This is a genomic window from Isoptericola sp. Y581 (assembly GCF_059445475.1).
Genome location: NZ_JCAIUK010000010.1, coordinates 89,241 through 105,574 on the forward strand (window position 1 = coordinate 89,241; position 16,334 = coordinate 105,574).

Consider the following 16,334-nt stretch of genomic DNA (forward strand, 5'->3'; position numbering starts at 1 on the left):
AGTCGGCAGGTGGATGAAACGGCCATCAACGGGGTCGAGAGCACGCGTCGGAGCGGGCGGGTGCAGTCCGTGGATCGGGCCGTCGCGCTGCTGCGTGCGGTCGCCAGGTCGGGTGCTCCCGGGGACGCCACGGTGGCGGCACTCGCCGTCCGATGCGGGCTCAACCGCGCCACCGCGTGGCGCATCCTCACGACCCTCGAGGCGGAGGGCATGGTCGCGTGCGACCGGCGGACCGGCGAGTGGCAGATCGGGGTGGGTCTCGTCGAGCTCGCGGGAGCGGGCAGCGTCGAGACGGTGATCCGCTCCGCGCACCACGTGCTCGAGAAGCTGTGCCTGCAGACCGGAGAGACGGCTGCGCTCGCCGTGTTCCGGTCCGGCCGGCTGACCTACGTCGACGAGGTCGCCCCGACCTCGGTCGTGGCGGCGACCTGGCACGGACGGGTGGTCCCCTTCCACGCGACGTCGACCGGCAAGGCGCTGCTCGCGTCCCTGCCCCCGGAGTCGGCCCGCAAGCTGCTCGTCGGGCGCCTCAAGCGGTACACCGACACGACCGTCACCGACCGGCAAGCCCTCGACGTCGAGCTCGAGGAGACGCGGCGCCGCGGCTACGGCGTCTGCCGCGGAGAGTTCGAGGCATCGGCGTTCGGGATCTCCGCGCCGGTGCTCGACTCCAACGGCCACCCGCTCGCCGTCGTGAGCATCTGGGGTCCGGGGAGCCGGCTCACCGAGGACCGGTTCGCGGCGATCGGCGAGGTCGCCCGGGGCGCCGCCGACACCATCGCGAGGCCGGCCACGCGCCGGTAGCCGCCCTCAGAGCCGCTCGGCCAGGGTGGTGAGCGTGGCCGTGACACCGGCGTCGACCTTCACGGTCGCGAGCGGGTCGGCCCGCGTCGCGCCACGGTTGACGATGACCACCGGCTTCTCCGCCTTCGCGGCGTACCGCACGAAGCGCAGCCCGCTCATCACCGTGAGCGACGTGCCCGCCACGAGCAGCGCGTCGGCGTCGTCGACCAGAGCGAACGCGCGCTCCACCCGCTCGCGGGGCACGTTCTCGCCGAAGTACACGATCTCCGGCTTGAGCACCCCGCCGCAGAACTCGCACGCGGCCGGCACGAAGTGGCCGGTCTGCTCGATCACGGCGTCCGCGTCCGGCGCGGTCTCGATGTCCGCGACCGTGGTGCCCTCGGCGAGCACCGACTCGACGAACCCGGGGTTGAGGGCGTCCAGCCGTTCCGCCAGGTGCGCGCGGCTGATGACGCGCCCGCACTGCAGGCAGATCACCCGGTCGTAGCGGCCGTGCAGGTCGATGACGTGCCGCGACCCCGCGTCCTCATGCAGCAGGTCCACGTTCTGCGTGATGACGCCGCGCAGGATGCCGCGGTCCTCCAGGGCGACGAGGGCGCGGTGCCCCGCGTTCGGCTCCGTGCGGCGCACCACCTGCCAGCCCACGTGGTTGCGCGCCCAGTAGTGGCGGCGGAACGCCTCGTCGGCCACGAACTGCTGGTACGTCATCGGCGCGCGCGGCGGCGAGTCCGGGCTGCGGTAGTCCGGGATCCCCGAGTCGGTGGAGATGCCCGCGCCCGTCAGCGCGGTGATCGTCCGCCCGCGCAGCACGCGCACCGCGTCGTCCACCGTGCCGTGGTGCACCACCGCGTCCGGCGGGATCTCCCACCGTCGGTCCTGGTACGTCGGGGCGAGCGGCCGGGGCACAGGTTGCACCGTTCGAGCGTACGACGCTGCGGTAGTGCGCGAGGTTCCGGCTGCTGGCGAGGTAGTCCAGCCGACAGCCGCACCGTGCCGCCCGAGACCGTGGTGCCATCGGCGGAGTCGAGCGCCCCGTCGCCTCCGGCGTCGACCGCGATGGTGGACGGCGATCCGGTGACCATCGTCGACGACCTCGAGGTCGCCGGCCCCGGGCGGCCGGGAGGCAGTGCCCGGACAGGCGGCGCACGTCGCCGGGATCCTCATGGGCTCGGTGCTGGTCACGAGGCTCTGCGGTCGAGCTCACAGTGCCCTCCGACCGGCTCGACGCCGACTGGGTGGAACACTGGGTGCGCGAGCGGCTGATCGCGCGCATCCCCAGCGGACGGCACGACCCGGAGGCGGAGTCATGAACGTTGGCGACCTTCTCGACGCGCGGGTGCTCGGACCCGACGGTGCGGCCCTCGGCGTCGTCACCGACGTGCGGCTCGCGCTCGAGGTGCTCGACGAGCAGGACGACGCGCCGGGACGGGAGCAGGACCGTGAGGGCCGCGACCCGCAGGAGGCACCGCTGAGCGAGCACAGGCGGCCCAGCGCGGTCGGCGGCAAGCAGCGCGTCCGGCTGTCACCGGAGTACGCGGAACTCTCGCGGGAGCTCGGATGACTGCGCCGCGTCTCCTCGTCGCCGCACGCCGCGCCTGGATGCTGCACCCGCGCTGGTCGATTGCCTTGAAGGGCGCCGTCGCGGCCGCCCTGGCCTGGACGGTGGGCGTGCTTGCGCCTGCGCCGCTCTCCGACTACCCGTACTACGCGCCGCTCGGCGCGGTGATCGCGACCACGAGCACGCTGGCGCGCTCGGTGCGCGAGTCCGTGCAGGCGGTGGGGGCACTGCTGCTCGGCATCCTCATCGCCCGGGCGGCGGACGTGGTGCTCTCTCCGGGCGCGTTCTCCGTCGCCCTGGTCGTGGGGGTCGCCCTGCTCTGTGCCGGGTGGCGGTGGTTCGGGCAGATGGGCACCTGGGTCGCGACGTCGGCGCTCTTCGTGCTCATCCTGGGCGACGTCCAGACGGCCGAGTACGTCGGCGCCTTCTCGGGGCTGGTCGTGGTGGGCGCGGTGATCGGCATCGGGGTCAACCTCGTCCTGCCGCCCTTGCCCCTGACGCCGTCGGAGCGCGCGCTCGACCGCCTGCGCGACGCGCTCGCCGACCACCTCGAGGAGCTCGCCGACGCGCTCGACGGCGACGAGGCCCTGTCGGTCGACAAGTGGGAGCGCCGCCGACGCGACCTGCAGCCCGTGATCGAGCTGGCGCGGACGGCGGTCGCGAGCACCCACGAGGCGACGCGCGGGAACCCGCGCGTGCGCAGGCACCGGGACCGGACGGAGACCCAGGGCCACCGCGCGCACGAGCTCGGCACGTCCGCCGCGGTCGTCGACGACGCCGCGAGCCTGCTGATCGCGCGGGACGCCGAGGGCTACGACCGCGTGGTGCTGGGCCCTGGGCTGCGGCCGGCCACGGGGACCGCCCTGCTCGCGTACGCCGGTGCTTTGCGCGCCGACGCGACGGAGGGAGATCGCGCCGAGACCGCGGACCGGTTCGCCACGGCGCTGGCCGACCTCCGCGAACGGGTCCTGGCGGAGCGGGGATCCGGGTCCGGTGACGAGCTGGCCGCCGGGGCGCTGGTGCTCGTCCTGCAGCGCGGCGCGGGGGCGCTCGCGGTGTGACACCGCGGCCCACCTGCGTGCAACGGGGACCGGTGTCACGGTGGGGCATGCGCATCGTCGTCGTCGGAGCGACCGGGAACGTCGGCACCGCGGTCCTCAGGGCCCTGGGAGGCGAGCAGGAGGTCACCTCGCTCCTGGGCGTCGCCCGGCGCCTGCCGGACCGGACCGCCGAGCCCTACCGCCGGGCCGAGTGGGCGGCCCTCGACCTGACGCACCCCGCGGACGAGGTGGTCGAGCGGCTGACGACCCTGTTCCGCGGCGCGGACGCCGTCGTCCACCTCGCCTGGCTGACCCAGCCCCACCGCGACCGCGCACTCCTGCGCCTGACCAACGTCGAGGGCACCCGGCGCGTGGCGTGGGCGGTGGCGCGCGCGAGCGTCCCGCATCTCGTCGTCGCGTCCTCCGTGGGCGCGTACTCGCCGGTCGGCGACGACTCACCGCGGCGCGAGGGCTGGCCCACCGGCGGCGTGCTGACGTCGCACTACAGCGTCGACAAGGCGGCCCAGGAGGACGTGCTGGACGAGCTGGAGCGCGAGCACCCTGAGGTCGTCGTGGCCCGGCTGCGCGCCGCCCTGGTGTTCCAGGGCGACGCCGGGGCCGAGGTGGTGCGCTACTTCGTGGGCCGGCTCCTGCCCGTCGGGCTACTGCGCCACGGGCGCCCGCCCGTGCTGCCGCTGCCCGCGGGGCTGCGGTTCCAGGCGGTGCACGCCGACGACGCCGCGGACGCCTACCGCCGGGTGGTGCTCCAGCAGGCCGGCGGCGCGTTCAACGTCGCGGCGCACGACGTGCTGCGCGGCCGGGACGTCGCCCGGCTGGTCGACCACGGCCGCCTGGCCGAGGTGCCGGTCGCGGCCGTGCGGGCCGCCGTCTCCCTCGCCTACCGCACGCACGTCGTGCCCACCGATCCCGGCTGGGTCGACATGGCGATGGGCGCCCCGGTCATGGACACCGCCCGGGCGACCGTCGAGCTCGGGTGGCAGCCCCGGCACTCCGCGGCGCAGGCGCTCGACGAGGTCGTGCGGGGGATGGCCGACGGCCGTGGTCTCGCCTCGGCGCCGCTGCGTCCGAACCCCTCACGGCCGGCGGGCGCGTCGACCCTCCCGCTGCGGGGGACGGACCCCGCCGTGCCGCCGGGGCTGGACCGGGACCTGCTCGGGTTGTACCTCTCCGACCACCTGACGGGCGCGACGGCGGGCCTCGGCCGGGTGGAGCGCATGGTCGGGGACTACGGGGACCTACCGCTGCACGCGGAGCTGGTCGAGCTGGCGGAGCAGATCCGCGGCGAGCGCGAGCTGTACGTGCGGCTGCTGCAGGCGCTGGGCCTGCCCCGGCGCCGCCACCGCCAGCTCCTCGCCGGGGTGGCGGAGCGCGTCGGCCGCCTCAAGCTCAACGGGCGGCTGGTCACCCGGTCGCCGATGTCGGTGGTGCTGGAGACGGAGCTCATGCGGTCGGCCGTGGTGGGGAAGCTGGGCGGCTGGCAGACGCTCGAGGAGCACGCCGACGACCTCGGCCTCGACCCCGCCCAGTTCCGCGAGCTCGTCGAGCGCGTGCAGCGTCAGCTCGCGACGCTCGACCGCCTGCACGAGTACGCGCGCCGGCGCGCGTTCCGGGAGCAGACCTGACCGCCGCGTCCCCGCCCAGGCGTCAGGTCGTGGGCCCGAAGAGCGGGTCCGCGGCGGCGGCCATCTCGAGGTCCGCCGTAGCCTGGACGAGGGCGAGCAGGTCGGGGTCGAGGCCCGGGGAGAACTCCTCGAAGCGTTCGCGCGCGATCGTGGAGGGGACTCCGGCGGGTGCCTGCTCCCTCGCATCGAGAGAGGTGCCGTCGTTGGACGGGGACATGCCCTGGAAGATGCGTCCGGCCTCGGAGGCGCCCTCGAGGTCGAAGGTGTACTGCTTGGACTGCAGCCCCAGGTCGAGGAGCTTCTTGACCTCGGGGAACTTCTCGGCGTTCGTCTTGGGGATGGGCAGCACGGTCGCCCAGTTCACGCCGAGCGTCTCAAGGGCCCGGGCGTAGGCGTTCTCGTGGGCCTGGTCGCGCACGATGAGGTACGCGATCGTGGAGCGGGCGGCCTTGTTGTCCGTCATCTCGTAGATGCGGCACTTCTGGAGCCGGCCGGTCGACTCGAGCATGAGGTTGTAGAGCAGGTCGAGCACGAGGTTGCCGGAGTTGTAGACGTAGCTGCCGCTCCACGGGTTGCCGGCGGCGTCCACCGGGAGAGCTCCCTGGGCGGCGACGAGGTAGTGGTGGATGTTGCTGGTCCCCAGAGCCAGGCCGAGCGGTGTGTCGCCGCCGGCGCCGGGGGTGTCCAGCGGGTCGGTCTTCTTCCCGTTGTACCGCGGAGACCCGTCCAGCAGGCGGGCGATGGTGGTGCCGATCAGCTCGACGTGGCTGATCTCCTCGGTGCCGATCCCCTGGAGCAGGTCCCGGTAGGGCTTCGCCGTGGGGCCGCGGAAGTTCATGCTCTGGAAGAGGTACTGCATCATCGTGCGCATCTCACCGAACTGGCCGCCCAGGCCTTCCTGGAGTGCGTTCGCCGCCGCGGGGTCCGGCTCGTCGGTCTCGATGTCGTTGATCAATCGCTGCACGTGCAGGTACATGTCGCGTCTCCTCGTCGGCCGGTTCAAGGCTCTCACCGTCACCCCGGAGCCGGGTGCTTGCATCTGGGCGCTCCCGGAGCCAGGTCGCTCGGCGAGCGTGGACGTCGTCGGGACGCCAGACTCGGCCGGATGACGAGCACGGAGACCACTGGTCCGATCGGCCTGCGCCGCGCCGTGACCGGACACCTGCTGTTCCTGTTCATCCTCGGCGACGTGCTCGGCGCCGGCGTGTACGCACTCATCGGCGAGATGGCCGGGGACGCGGGGGGCTTGGTGTGGCTGTCCTTCGCGGTCGCGCTCGCCATGGCCATGCTGACGGCCTTTTCCTACGCCGAGCTCGTCACCAAGTACCCCCGGGCGGGCGGGTCGGCGGTCTTTGCCGAGAAGGCGTTCGGCAGTCCTCTGGTCGCGTTCCTGGTCGGGTTCTGCATGCTGTCCGCCGGGGTGGTGAGCGCCGCCGGGCTGTCGCTGGCTTTCACCGGGGAGTACCTGACCGCGTTCCTCGACGTCCCCCAGGTTCCGGCCGCGATCGTCTTCCTGCTGGTCGTGGCGCTCGTCAACGCGTGGGGGATCAGGGAGTCGCTGCGCGCCAACGTGGTGATGACCGTGATCGAGTCCGCCGGCCTGGTGCTGGTCATCGTCCTGGGCGCGTGGGTGATCGGGCGCGGCGACGCCGACCTCAGCGGGGCGTTCACCCCTCCGGAGGACACCTCCGTGGGGCTCGCCGTCCTGGGGAGCGCGCTGGTCGCGTTCTACTCGTTCGTCGGCTTCGAGACGTCGGCGAACCTCGCCGAGGAGGTCCGGGACGTCTCCCGGGTCTACCCACGGGCCCTGTTCGGTGCGCTCGCCGCCGCCGGGGCGGTGTACGTGCTGCTCGGGTTCGTCGCGCCGGCCGTCGTGCCCCCGTCCGAGCTCGCCGCGTCCTCCGGCCCCCTGCTCGAGGTCGTCCGGGCGGCCGGGGCCGTCTCACCGGAGCTCTTCGCCGTCGTCGCGCTCGTGGCCGTCGCGAACGGGGCGCTGCTGACCATGATCATGACGAGCCGGCTCTCCTACGGCATGGCGAAGCAGGGGCTGCTGCCCGCACCGCTCGCCCGCGTGCTGCCGCGGCGCCGCACCCCGGGCGTGGCCATCCTGGTGACCACCGCCGTCGCGATCGTGCTCGCCGCGACCGGTGAGCTGGTCGACCTTGCCTCCACCGTCGTCCTGCTGCTGCTCTTCGTGTTCCTCTCGACCAACATCGCGGTACTCGTGCTGCGCCGCGACCAGGTCGAGCACGACCACTTCCGGTCTCCGACGGTGATGCCGGTGCTCGCGATCGCCACCTGCCTGCTGCTCCTGACCCAGCAGGAGGCCCAGCACTGGGCGTTGGCGGGCGCACTCCTCGTCGTCGGCCTCGGCGTCTACCTCGTCATGCGGCTGGCGCGGCGCGCGGCCTAGGCGTGGTTCGCCCAGGGGTCGAGGACGACCTTGACGCAGCCGTCCTCCTTGCGCTGGAACGTGCGGTAGGCCCCCGGGGCGTCCTCCAGGGGCAACCGGTGGGTGCGCAGGTCGAGCACACCGAGCGGGTCGGCCGGGTCCTGCACCAGCGGCAGCAGGCCGTCGGTCCAGCGGCGCACGTTCGCCTGGCCCATGCGCAGGGTGAGCTGCTTGTCGAAGAGCTGCATCATCGGCAGCGGGTCCTTCGCGCCGGCGTAGACGCCCGAGAGGGACACGGTGCCCCCGCGCCGTACGAGGGCGACCGCCGCGAGGAGGGCGGCGAGCCGGTCCGCGCCGCCGCGCTCGGTGAGCGGCGCGGCCAGGACGTCGGGCAGCAGGCCCACGAGCTTCTGGGTGGTCTCCGCGAGCGGGGACCCGTGCGCTTCCATGCCGACGGCGTCGACGACGGAGTCCGGGCCACGACCGTCCGTGAGGTCGAGCACCGCCGCGCGCACCCCCTCCTCGGCCGGGTCGAAGACCGTGACGCCGTGGCGCTGGGCCATGGCCCGCCGCTCCGGCACCGGGTCGATGCCGATGACGATCTCGGCGCCGCGGTGCCGGGCGATCCGCGCCGACATCTGCCCGATGGGCCCGAGCCCCAGCACCAGCACGTTCCCGCCGTCCGGGACGTCCGCGTACTCCACCGCCTGCCACGCGGTGGGCAACACGTCGGACAGGTAGAGGTAGCGCTCGTCGGGAGACCCGTCGTCGGGGACGACGAGGGGCCCGTACTGGGCCTGGGGCACCCGCAGGTACTGGGCCTGGCCGCCGGGAACCTGGCCGTACAGGCGGGTGTATCCGTACAGGGCCGCGCCCTTGTCCTGGCTGCGCACCTGCGTGGTCTCGCACTGCGACTGCAGGCCGCGGGCGCACATCCAGCACTGTCCGCAGGAGATGGTGAACGGCACGACGACCCGGTCCCCGACGGCGAGATCGCCCGCGGCACTGCCGACCTCCTCCACCACGCCCATCGCCTCGTGCCCCAGCACGTCCCCGGCGTCGAGGAACATCCCCAGGACGCCGTACAGGTGCAGGTCCGACCCGCAGATCGCGGTCGACGTCACTCGGATCACGGCGTCGGTCGGCTCCTGGACGCGCGGGTCGGCCACGTCCTCGACGCTGACGCTCTCCCGGCCCTGCCAGGTCACGGCGCGCATGGTCACCCCGCCCCCGGCATGTGGCGCGGCTCGCGCATCGCCTGCGCGAGGTGCCCGCCGAGGTAGCCGCCCGCACCCGCCGCGCCCATCCCGACCATGGTCAGCAGCGCACCCGCGCCCGTCCGGCCCGAGCGTCGCGCCCGCCACGAGGCCAGGGCCAGCAGCGTGCCCACCGCGTTGCACGACGCGTGCACCACGGCGACGCGCCGCGCCGGCACGCTGAGCGCCCGGTAGTCCGCGAGGCCGGTCAGGGCCGTCGGGGGGGCGGCGAGCAGTCCCAGCCCGACCAGACGCCGGGCAGCGGCGGCGTGGCCCGGCGGTCGCGTGAGGTCGAGCGCCAGCGCGCTCGTCCACAGGCCGATCGGCAGGTCGGTGAGCGTGCTGTGCACGGGATGGCCCACCGACCGCCCGCGGAGCTCGTCGCGCACGCGGCCCGTCGACGGCACGACGGTGCGCGCGAGCCGATCGAAGAGCCCGGCCGCCTTGTCGAGGCCCTGCATGCGCTCGAGCTCGGTGGCGAGTCGCGGCAGGGGCTCGTCGGGAAGGGGCTCGTCGGGAAGGGGCTCGTCGGGAAGGGGCTCGTCGGGAAGGGGCGGGGCCAAGGGGCGCTGGTCGGCTGGCATGACGGCCTCCTCGTGTCGACCTGGGGTGTCCTGTGTCTTGTGTCCGATGGCGGTCGACTGGTGGGCGCGTCCCGACTCGACGCCATCCTTCGACGGTAGGCCGGGGGTCCGGTGCTCGCCCGCCGTCGCGCGCGCTGACGGCGGGGAGCGCCCTGACCTGGTGGGGGACGGGCGGATCGTGAGGAGACCACGGCGGAGTTACGGTGCACGCTCAAGCGACAGGCCGTCGCCACCGCACCGCGGGAACACCCTGTCCCACCGTTCCCCGAGAGCTGAGGAGAACCGATGAGCGAGAGCCCGACCGGCCACGACCGCATGGCCGAGGACCGCGACGACGACAGCACCGGCGGCTCGCAGCACGTCGACGAGCAGCACACGACGCCGGTGCCCGGCAAGGCGGCGGACATCGAGACGATCCCCGGCGAGAAGCCGAAGGACGACCCCGACGAGGAGGGTGAGGACCGCTTCGACGCCGGGTGACGGGGCCCGCCCCGGCGGTCAGCCGGCGGTGCGGTCGATCGGCGGTGCGGTCAGCCCGCGGTCGGGGGCCGGCTCGTCGAGCAGTTCGAGCACGGGCGCCAGCCGCTCGTCCCGCGTCGCGCCGGCGTGCGCGCGCTCCATCAGGCGGCTCGCCAGCTCCCGCACCGGAGTGTTCGTCACGTTGGATCGTCTGCGCAGGACGGCGAACGCCTCCTCGTCGCTGACGCCGAGGGCCACGGCGACCACCGCCTTGGCCTGCTCGATGTCGCGACGGCTGCGTGCCGCGGCTTGGATCGAGGCGTCGGCACCCTCGGCCGCAAACTGCTTGACGCTCGCGGTCAGGTCGAGCACATAGCCCACGAGCTCGACGATCTCGCCGGCGTCGTCGCGCTGGCCCTGGCCGACGATCGAGACGACGTGGTGGCCGCCTTGGGAATCGACGATGCGGTGCACGGAGGCGAAGGGCTCGCCCGTGCGACGGGCGCCTTCGAGAATATGGCCGACCCGGTCCCGGTCGTCGGGATGCTTGTGCGCGAGCACCATGGCGGTCGTCGGGACGACGTCGCCGGGTTCGAAGCCGTGGATGCGGAAAGTCTCGTCGGACCACCACCAGCGCTCGGTGGCCAGGTCGGCGCGGTACCGGCCGATCGTCGTCGTGTCGCCGACGGCCAGCACGTGCTCGGGCTGTGGGTCGTTCAGGGGTTGGGACATCGGTCCCCACTTTCAGGGAGCGCGTCGACCACGTCCTGGCCGATGCCGCCGAGGCTAGCGCTCCTGCGTGCCGAGCGCCGGTCGTGCGGCACGACGTGCGCGAAGATCGCCCGCTCCGGGCCGGACCCGGTGGCTGACTTCGGTCCTCGGCGTTAGCGTGAGGTCCCGGCGTCAGGAAGCGGCACCGATCCTCCGTATCCCCTGGAGGCCACCATGACGACACATCCCCCTGCCGGCACCGACCGTCTCACCGAGGCCCTGGCCGTCGGGACGCACCTGCTGATCGGCCGCTACCGGGCCGAGACGGAGACCGACAGGTGGTGGTGGTCGGACGAGGTCGACGTGCTCCTCGGTCAGGAGCCGGGCGCCGTCGAGCCTGGCGCGGACGCGCTGCAGGCACGGCTGCACCCCGACGAGCGCAGCCGCGTGGTGCACGACGCCGCTCGCGCCCTGGCGGCGGGTGGCCCCATCGTGACCGCGCGCCGGACCGTCGACGCCCACGGCCGCCCCCGCACCCTGCTCGTGACCGGGCAGGTGCGCCGCGGTCGCGACGGGTGCCCGGACGCGGTGGCCGGGTACGTCATCGACGTCACGCCCGTGCAGCGCGAGGCCGTGCAGCGCGACGTGCGCCGCGCCCTGAACAGCGCCTTCGTCTCGGCGGCCGCCATCGAGCGGGCCAAGGGGGTGCTCATGGCCGTGCACGGCGTGGACGAGCGCGAGGCGGAGAGCCTGCTCACCGAGGCGGCGGGTGCCTCGGGCGCGACGCTACGGGAGGCGGCGGCCCAGGTGATGGAGCATCTCTCGGCCGGCGACGGCTTCGGCCGCACCGCCCGGGAGCGGGTGCGCGACGCGTGCAACGCCATCCGGCCCAGCCAGCGACCCCACGAGCACGAGGCGCAGCTCGCGCGCCGTCGTGCCGCCTGACCCGACGGACGAGCGAGCCGAGCGAGCCGCGCGGCGACCCCTACCACCAAGGAGACAGCATGGCCGACGACCAGCAGTCGTTCCCCGCCCAGCGGCAGGAGCCGCCCGGGCTCACCGGCGCGATGACCCCGGTGCCCGACCACGGCGAGCAGAGCTACCAGGGCGCCGCCCGCCTGTCGGGCCTGCGGGCGCTGATCACCGGCGGCGACTCCGGCATCGGGCGCGCCGTCGCGATCGCGTTCGCACGGGAGGGCGCGGACGTGGCGATCGGCTACCTGCCCGAGGAGGAGGACGACGCGCAGGAGACCGCGCGGTGGGTCCGCGAGGCGGGCAGGACGGCGGTGCTGCTGCCCGGCGACATCACGGCCGAGGCCACGGCCCGGGCGCTCCCGGGCAAGGCGGTCGAGGGCCTCGGCGGCCTCGACGTGCTGGTGAACAACGCCGGGTTCCAGATGGCGCGGCGCGAGTCGGTCGAGGACATCACGACCGACGAGATCGACCGGGTCTTCAAGACCAACCTGTACGCGCTGCTGTGGATCACGCAGTCGGCGCTGACGCACCTGGGCGAAGGGGCGAGCATCATCAACAACTCGTCCATCCAGGCCTACCAGCCGTCGTCGTCGCTGCTCGACTACGCGTCGACCAAGGCGGCCATCAACAACCTCACGGTGAACCTCGCCGCCGAGCTCGGCCCGCGCGGGATCCGCGTGAACGCCGTGGCGCCCGGGCCCATCTGGACCCCGCTGCAGCCGGCCACGCAGCCGGAGGAGAAGCTGGAGAAGTTCGGCCAGGACGCGCCGCTCGGCCGCGCGGGCCAGCCGGCGGAGGTCGCGCCCGCGTTCGTGTTCCTCGCCTCGCCGCGGGACGCGAGCTACGTCTCCGGCACGGTGCTCGGGGTCACGGGCGGCAAGCCGGTCTTCTGACGAGTCCGCTGGTGAGCCTGTCGAAGCCCCGCAACCCGCTGGTTGAGCCTGTCGAAGCCCCGCGACCCGCTGGTTGAGCCTGTCGAAACCTGGTCACCCGCTGGTTGAGCCTGTCGAAACCTGGTCACCGGCGCACGCCCGCGCTATTGTGCAGGAGCCCGAACAAACCTGGTCCCGGGTGCGCCCGGAGGAAGCAACGAGGCTCCCGATGAGACATCGACCGTCCCCGCGCCGCCATGGCGCCCTCATGCTCGTCGCGGCGGCCGCCGTCGTCGGGCTGACCGCAGGCGCGGCGTCTGCGGTGCCCGCGACTCCGTCGTCCCCGCCCACCGGGTCGTCCGGCCACGACGCCGACGGCGTCAACGGCTTCACGACGCTCGGCTACTTCCCCGGCTGGGGCCCGTCCGACTCCCACGACTACGAGGTGGCCGACCTCGTGCGCACCGGAGCGGCCGCGGACCTCACGCACCTCAACTACGCGTTCGGCAACGTCACGAGCGACCTCGTGTGCGACATCACGGACGCCCAGGGGGCCGAGGGCCCGGAGGGCGACCCGGAGAACGACTACCTGCGCCTCGTCGGGGCAGCCGACTCGGTCGACGGCGTGGCCGACGCCGCCGACCAGGCGCTCGCGGGTAACTTCAACCAGCTCCGCAAGCTCAAGGAGATCTACCCGGACCTGAAGATCCTGCTGTCGATCGGCGGCTGGACCTGGTCGGACCACTTCTCCGAGGCCGCGCTCACCGCCGAGAGCCGCGAGCGGCTCGTCGACTCCTGCATCGATCTCTACCTCGACGGCGACCTGCCCGCCGTCGGCGCGCAGGGCGGCGCCGGCGCCGCGGCCGGCATCTTCGACGGCTTCGACATCGACTGGGAGTGGCCCGCCGCCACGGGCGAGCACCCGAGCCAGCACCCCGACGTCGACCAGGAGAACTTCCTGTCCCTCATGGAGTTGTTCCGCGCCGAGCTCGACGAGAGGGCCGCCGCGACCGGCGAGGACTACGAGCTCACCGGGTTCGCCCCCGCGGGCTGGGAGCCCCGCACCAGCGGCGGCTGGGTCGACCCGCGGCTGGCCGCCGTCGTCGACCACCTCAATGTGCAGGGCTACGACTACCACGGCACCTGGGTGGCGGACCGCACCGGCCACCAGGGCAACCTGCACCCGTACTCCTGGCCGGACGCGCCGGACCAGGACGCCAACTGGGGCCTGGCCGCCGACGGCCTCCTCGGTGCGTACCGCGCGGCGGGCTACCGCGACGACCAGATCGTGCTCGGCCTCGCTGCCTACGGGCAGGGCTGGTCCGGGGTCGACGACCCGACGCCCGGGGCGCCGGCCGAGGCCGCCGTCGGCATCAAGAACTACTCCGAGCTGCGCACCCTCGGCACCGAGTACTACGACGAGACCGCCGTGGCCGGCTACCGGTACGACGGCGACCAGTGGTGGAGCCTCGACACCCCGCGCTCGGTGACGGCGAAGGCGGAATGGGTCGCGCAGAACGGGTACGGCGGCGCCTACTTCTGGGACATCGCGGGCGACTACCGGAACGAGCTTGGCTCGGCCCTCGCCGACACGCTGCGGGCGGCGACGCCCGGGCCGCTGGTGACGGGCGAGGGGGCCGACCCCTGGTATGCCACCGGCGTCTACACCGAGGGCGACGTCGTCTCCCGCGACGGCGTCGAGTACCGGGCGAAGTGGTGGACCCGCAACCAGGCGCCCGGCAACCCGCACGGGCCGTGGGAGGAGATCGGCCCGCGCGGCACCGCGCCCGCTCCCGCGGCGGCCGAGTGCGCGGCCGACTGGTCCGGAGACACCATCTACCGCAAGGGCGACGTCGTCTCCCGGGCCGGCGTCAACCACACGGCGCTCTGGTACGCCGCCGGGTCGCGACCCGGTGACGACGTGAACGGCCCCTGGGACGCCGGAGCGCCCTGCGCCGGTTGAGCCTGTCGAGCATCGCCGGTTGAGCTTGTCGAAACCGCTGGTTGAGCCTGTCGAAACCAACCTGTCGAACGCCGCTGGGTTGAGCCTGTCGAGACCGGATTTCAGGTCTGCGGCTCCGTTGGGTATCCTCGGACGGCTGGTTCTTCCGGCGAGGTAGCGTGTCCGAGCGGCCTAAGGAGCACGCCTCGAAAGCGTGTGAGGTTCATAGCCTCCGTGGGTTCAAATCCCACCGCTACCGCCACACGAGGGCCCCACCCGCGCAATCATGCGGTCGTGGGGCCCTTCGTCGTTCCCCGCACTCCTTTTTCACTCCGTTTTGCCCACGGCTCGCGGCGCAGGATGAGTTGGACGCGGGTCGGCCGGTGCGGTGAGCTCTCAGAGCTGCGAGGCGGCCTCGTCGTAGAAGGCGAAGAGCTCGTGCAGCGGAACTGGACGACGCGATACCCGGCCCACGTCGCGGCCCTCTTCGCTGAAGGGCGGCGGGTACGCGCTGAACCCCTGATCGAGCGCCACGGCTTCGACGTCGCGTTGCCAGGTGCTCCAGCGCAGATCGGCGAACGTCTCGCCCATCGCTCCGGTCACCACGGCTTCCACAAAGGCCGAGTGTCCGCCACCGAGCCCGTCCCACGTCAATGTGTCCGGACCGAAGTAGCACACCTCGCCTGGAGCCACGCCCAGACCGCCGCCGTCGATGGCAAAGCGGCCCCCCATGACGTCGTACCCGACGAGCAGAGACGAGGGCGGCGCCGGGTTCGTGTCGGGGCTCAGTTGGTTGGCGGTCGCGAGGTCCGGCAGACCGTCTCCTCCTCCACCCAGTAGGCGAAACCACCCGTGGTCGGCGACGATCGCCCCACAGTTGAGGGCGAGCGCGCCGAGAGTCGACCGAGCTGTGACCTGGAGAGCTTCCAGCGTGTGGAGCCCCTGGGCGCGCGAGATGGGTAGAGCCCGCGCGCCGGACGCGGCATCGATGCGTTCGTAGAGGCCGGGCCACGCAGGATCGTCTACGTCGGCGAGCTGAGCGCCACTCAGGAAAGTCATGGCGCCAGTATCGGGCCTGGACACCGCAGCTGATCCTGAGGGATGCGGCGTATTTCACGGGGCATCACCCTTCGCCGCTGCCGCCTGCGTGACCAACCGATCGATGAAGACCCGAAGGTCCGGCGCCACGTGGGTCCGCTTCACGTAGTGCCGCACGGTGGTGCCCTCGTCGGCGTGGCCGAGCAGCGCGGTCGCGTTGGCGATGGTGGTCGAGTTGGCGACCTGCGTGGCGACGGTGCGGCGGAAGTCGTGTGGCGTGACCTTCGTGCCGATGGCGGCCTGGGCGTCGCGGAGCTGGTCGCCATCGGACTCGGCAGCCATGACATCGGCGTCGCCGAGCATGCCGCCGAGCTCTGGCATGAGGGCCGTTTCCCGCTCATCGTCTTCACGGGCGCCAACGCGCCGACGACCATCGAGGTCTGCCCGCGGGGCGAGGCCATGCACTATGCCGAGCGGGCGCACGACCTCGGGGTGCCAGCCGACGCAATCCTCACCGAGACGCGCGCGACGAACACGGGCGAGAACTTCACCCTCACCCGTGAGTTGCTGGGCGGCCTTGGACTCCATCCAGCGTCAGCCACGATCGTCAGCAGGCCGTACCAGCAGCGTCGCGCATTCGCGACAGCCCGCAAGCTCTGGCCGAACTGGATGTTGTTTGCTCAGCCCGGTCACAGGCTCTCGACGGCTACATCGCTTCGATCGGTGACGTCGACCGAGTTCTCAACATGCTAGTCGGCGACACCCAAAGGATCTGGGTCTACGCAGAGGCCGGGTTCGCCGAACCTCAGCCACTCGACAGACGAACGGTCGCCGCCTACGAGCGGCTCGTCAGAGCGGGCTACACCAGTCGTCTCGTCCCCACCGCGCCGTAAAGCGCTGAGTCCACTGCGTTGAAGCCCTTCGAGGCGAAGAGGGTGAATCTTCCGCTCCGTGCGCGACAGTCAGGCCTAGGCCCGTAACCTGGGGCACTGAGGTTTTCTCACCAGCGTGATCGCCGGGTCCCGCGTTGAAGGTTGAGTAGCACGAGTGCTGCGGCGGT

16 protein-coding genes and 1 tRNA gene are annotated in these 16,334 nt (G+C 72.8%); 11 read left to right on the plus strand and 6 right to left on the minus strand.

Going from position 1 to position 16,334, the window contains the following annotated elements:
* Positions 1–9 precede the first annotated feature (9 nt).
* Positions 10–804 (plus strand): IclR family transcriptional regulator, encoded by a 795-nt coding sequence (locus tag AC1C2W_RS18230; RefSeq protein WP_495413925.1) that lies wholly within the window; start codon positions 10–12, stop codon positions 802–804.
* A 6-nt stretch (positions 805–810) separates the two neighbouring features.
* Here the strand turns inward: AC1C2W_RS18230 and AC1C2W_RS18235 are convergent, their stop codons facing one another.
* Complete coding sequence (locus AC1C2W_RS18235) at positions 811–1,665, minus strand: NAD-dependent protein deacetylase (RefSeq protein ID WP_495413932.1); 855 nt, start codon at positions 1,663–1,665, stop codon at positions 811–813.
* A 445-nt stretch (positions 1,666–2,110) separates the two neighbouring features.
* Here AC1C2W_RS18235 and AC1C2W_RS18240 point away from each other — a divergent pair, with 445 nt between their 5' ends.
* Genes AC1C2W_RS18240 through AC1C2W_RS18250 form a run of 3 tightly spaced genes read left to right on the plus strand, consistent with a single transcriptional unit; the run spans position 2,111 to position 5,045 of the window.
* Positions 2,111–2,365: a hypothetical protein gene (locus tag AC1C2W_RS18240; protein ID WP_495391015.1), complete on the plus strand. Its 255-nt coding sequence runs from the start codon at positions 2,111–2,113 to the stop codon at positions 2,363–2,365.
* The gene (locus AC1C2W_RS18245; RefSeq protein WP_495413926.1) at positions 2,362–3,423 is read left to right on the plus strand and encodes an FUSC family protein; all 1,062 of its coding nucleotides are present in this window, start codon (positions 2,362–2,364) and stop codon (positions 3,421–3,423) included. The genes AC1C2W_RS18240 and AC1C2W_RS18245 overlap by 4 nt, the downstream gene beginning before the upstream one ends.
* Before the next feature lie 47 nt (positions 3,424–3,470).
* The gene (locus AC1C2W_RS18250; protein ID WP_495413927.1) at positions 3,471–5,045 is read left to right on the plus strand and encodes an NAD-dependent epimerase/dehydratase family protein; all 1,575 of its coding nucleotides are present in this window, start codon (positions 3,471–3,473) and stop codon (positions 5,043–5,045) included.
* Positions 5,046–5,067: 22 nt separating this feature from the next.
* Here the strand turns inward: AC1C2W_RS18250 and AC1C2W_RS18255 are convergent, their stop codons facing one another.
* On the minus strand, positions 5,068–6,021 hold the full coding sequence (locus AC1C2W_RS18255; protein WP_495413928.1) for a manganese catalase family protein: 954 nt from the start codon (positions 6,019–6,021) through the stop codon (positions 5,068–5,070).
* Positions 6,022–6,150: 129 nt separating this feature from the next.
* Here AC1C2W_RS18255 and AC1C2W_RS18260 point away from each other — a divergent pair, with 129 nt between their 5' ends.
* Entirely contained in the window at positions 6,151–7,458 is a 1,308-nt protein-coding gene (locus tag AC1C2W_RS18260) for an APC family permease (protein WP_495391011.1), read from the plus strand.
* Here AC1C2W_RS18260 and AC1C2W_RS18265 read toward each other — a convergent pair.
* Both AC1C2W_RS18265 and AC1C2W_RS18270 read right to left on the minus strand, forming a co-directional pair.
* The gene (locus AC1C2W_RS18265; RefSeq protein WP_495391010.1) at positions 7,455–8,654 is read right to left on the minus strand and encodes an alcohol dehydrogenase catalytic domain-containing protein; all 1,200 of its coding nucleotides are present in this window, start codon (positions 8,652–8,654) and stop codon (positions 7,455–7,457) included. The two genes, AC1C2W_RS18260 and AC1C2W_RS18265, sit on opposite strands and share 4 nt — an antisense overlap.
* A gap of 2 nt (positions 8,655–8,656) precedes the next feature.
* Entirely contained in the window at positions 8,657–9,277 is a 621-nt protein-coding gene (locus AC1C2W_RS18270; RefSeq protein ID WP_495413929.1) for a DUF2231 domain-containing protein, read from the minus strand.
* 285 nt (positions 9,278–9,562) lie between these two features.
* Here AC1C2W_RS18270 and AC1C2W_RS18275 point away from each other — a divergent pair, with 285 nt between their 5' ends.
* On the plus strand, positions 9,563–9,757 hold the full coding sequence (locus tag AC1C2W_RS18275) for a hypothetical protein (protein WP_495391008.1): 195 nt from the start codon (positions 9,563–9,565) through the stop codon (positions 9,755–9,757).
* 18 nt (positions 9,758–9,775) lie between these two features.
* On the opposite strand, the gene AC1C2W_RS18280 is transcribed toward AC1C2W_RS18275, so the two are convergent.
* Positions 9,776–10,468, minus strand: coding sequence for a PAS and ANTAR domain-containing protein (locus AC1C2W_RS18280; protein ID WP_495391007.1), 693 nt, complete (start codon positions 10,466–10,468; stop codon positions 9,776–9,778).
* Between the two features lie 213 nt (positions 10,469–10,681).
* On the opposite strand from AC1C2W_RS18280, the gene AC1C2W_RS18285 reads away from it, so the two are divergent.
* The 4 genes from AC1C2W_RS18285 to AC1C2W_RS18300 all read left to right on the plus strand — a co-directional run bounded on the left by AC1C2W_RS18285 (position 10,682) and on the right by AC1C2W_RS18300 (position 14,498).
* A complete protein-coding gene (locus tag AC1C2W_RS18285) occupies positions 10,682–11,392 on the plus strand; it encodes a PAS and ANTAR domain-containing protein (RefSeq protein WP_495391006.1) in 711 nt (236 codons plus the stop codon).
* A 59-nt stretch (positions 11,393–11,451) separates the two neighbouring features.
* Positions 11,452–12,315, plus strand: coding sequence for an SDR family oxidoreductase (locus tag AC1C2W_RS18290; protein ID WP_495391005.1), 864 nt, complete (start codon positions 11,452–11,454; stop codon positions 12,313–12,315).
* Positions 12,316–12,523: 208 nt separating this feature from the next.
* Positions 12,524–14,257, plus strand: a complete 1,734-nt coding sequence (locus AC1C2W_RS18295; RefSeq protein ID WP_495413930.1) for a glycosyl hydrolase family 18 protein — start codon at positions 12,524–12,526, stop codon at positions 14,255–14,257.
* 152 nt (positions 14,258–14,409) lie between these two features.
* A tRNA-Ser gene (locus tag AC1C2W_RS18300) sits at positions 14,410–14,498 on the plus strand.
* Between the two features lie 134 nt (positions 14,499–14,632).
* Here the strand turns inward: AC1C2W_RS18300 and AC1C2W_RS18305 are convergent.
* A complete protein-coding gene (locus AC1C2W_RS18305) occupies positions 14,633–15,295 on the minus strand; it encodes a DUF2625 family protein (protein WP_495391003.1) in 663 nt (220 codons plus the stop codon).
* A gap of 42 nt (positions 15,296–15,337) precedes the next feature.
* Between AC1C2W_RS18305 and AC1C2W_RS18310 the strand changes: the two genes are divergently transcribed.
* A complete protein-coding gene (locus AC1C2W_RS18310; protein ID WP_495391002.1) occupies positions 15,338–16,027 on the plus strand; it encodes a YdcF family protein in 690 nt (229 codons plus the stop codon).
* Positions 16,028–16,334: the final 307 nt, after the last annotated feature.